Origin of the sequence: Bradyrhizobium sp. Leo170, from assembly GCF_004296405.1 — a bacterium.
Lineage (GTDB): Bacteria > Pseudomonadota > Alphaproteobacteria > Rhizobiales > Xanthobacteraceae > Bradyrhizobium.
Window position 1 is genome coordinate 1 of the sequence record NZ_PSRR01000709.1, and the last position, 1,438, is coordinate 1,438.

A 1,438-nucleotide genomic window follows, 5' to 3' on the forward strand; every position below is an offset into this window, starting at 1 on the left:
TGCCGGCCTCGTCGGTGCCGCGCTTTCGGTCATCAACAATGGCAACATCACCGGCGGTACCGGCGGCAGCGGCGCCGTGGGACTGGGTGGTGTCCTTGCCCCCGCTGGGAGCGGTGGCGCGGGCGTGTCCCTGAGCGGCGGCTCGTCGCTCGACAACCGCGCCATCATTCGCGGCGGTCTCGGAGGCGGCGGCGGTGGGGCGGGCGGCAGTGGTGGCGGAGCCGGTGCCATTCTCTCGGGTTCATCGCTCACCAATACAGGATCGATCAACGGGGGAGATGGCGGCAGCGGTGGCACCCTTGGCGGCGGTGCCGGCATCGTCGGCACGAATGCGACTGTCATCAACAACGGCACGATTTCAGGCGGCTTGTCCAACGACGGTGTGACACGCGCCAATGCTCTGACTTTTCTCAGCGGGGCAAATACACTCATCTTCGGCAGCTCGATCCCGGGCCTGACCGGCAATATTGCGATCCAGGCCGGCACGCTGACGTTTGACCAGTCGCCGGACATCACGCTCGACAATGTGATCACCGGAGGCGGCGCGCTCATCAAGGCCGCTTCGAACACCCTGGTTCTCAACGGCCAGAACACCTACACCGGCCCGACCACCGTCAACGCCGGCAAGCTCGTGATCGGCGACGACAGCCACGCGAGTGCGAGCCTCGCCAGCACCGTCACCGTGAACGCCGGCGGCGCGCTCGGCGGCATTGGCACCATCGGCGGCCTCGCTGTTGCGAATGGCGGCGCCGTGGCGCCCGGCAATTCGATCGGCACCCTGAACGTCGCCGGCAATGTCAGCTTCGCGGCAGGCTCGATCTACCAGGTCGAGGTCAATGCGGCTGGCCAATCCGACAGGATTGTTGCTACCGGAACCGCAAGCCTTAATGGCGGCACCGTACTGGCGCTGGCGCAGAGCGGCACCTTTGCGCCGCAGACCGCCTACACCATCCTTACCGCCAAGGGCGGTATCACCGGCACGTTTGCCGATGTCAGCAGCAGCCTCATCTTCCTGGCGCCGACGTTGAGCTACGATGCCAACGACGTATTCCTGACTTTCACTCGTAGCCGCACAACATTCCCCGACGTTGCGGAGACCCCGAACCAGCGCGCGGCGGCCAGCGCCTTGCAGGAGAGTTCACTGACCAGCCCGCTGGTGATTGCCGTGCTCAACCAGAGTGCGGCCGGCGCGCGGCAGGCGTTCGATGCGCTGTCAGGCGAGGTGCATGCCAGCGCGCAGACCGCGATGCTCGACGACTCCCGCTATATGCGCGAGGCCGTACTCGGGCGGTTGCGGCAGGCTTCATTCACCGGCGATGCGGGTCCGATGGCCGCGCTCACCTCCGGCGGCCCGCAATTGGCCGCGATGGAGTCGATGTCGGTCAGTTCGGCGCTCGCCTATGCAGGGGCGCACAAGTCGGCTTTCCCGATGAAGGCG

At 66.5% G+C, this 1,438-nt stretch carries 1 protein-coding gene; it reads left to right on the forward strand.

Going from position 1 to position 1,438, the window contains the following annotated elements:
* Window positions 1–1,438: autotransporter-associated beta strand repeat-containing protein (locus CWO89_RS44155; RefSeq protein ID WP_207234713.1), on the forward strand; the 1,438-nt coding region annotated here is incomplete at both ends.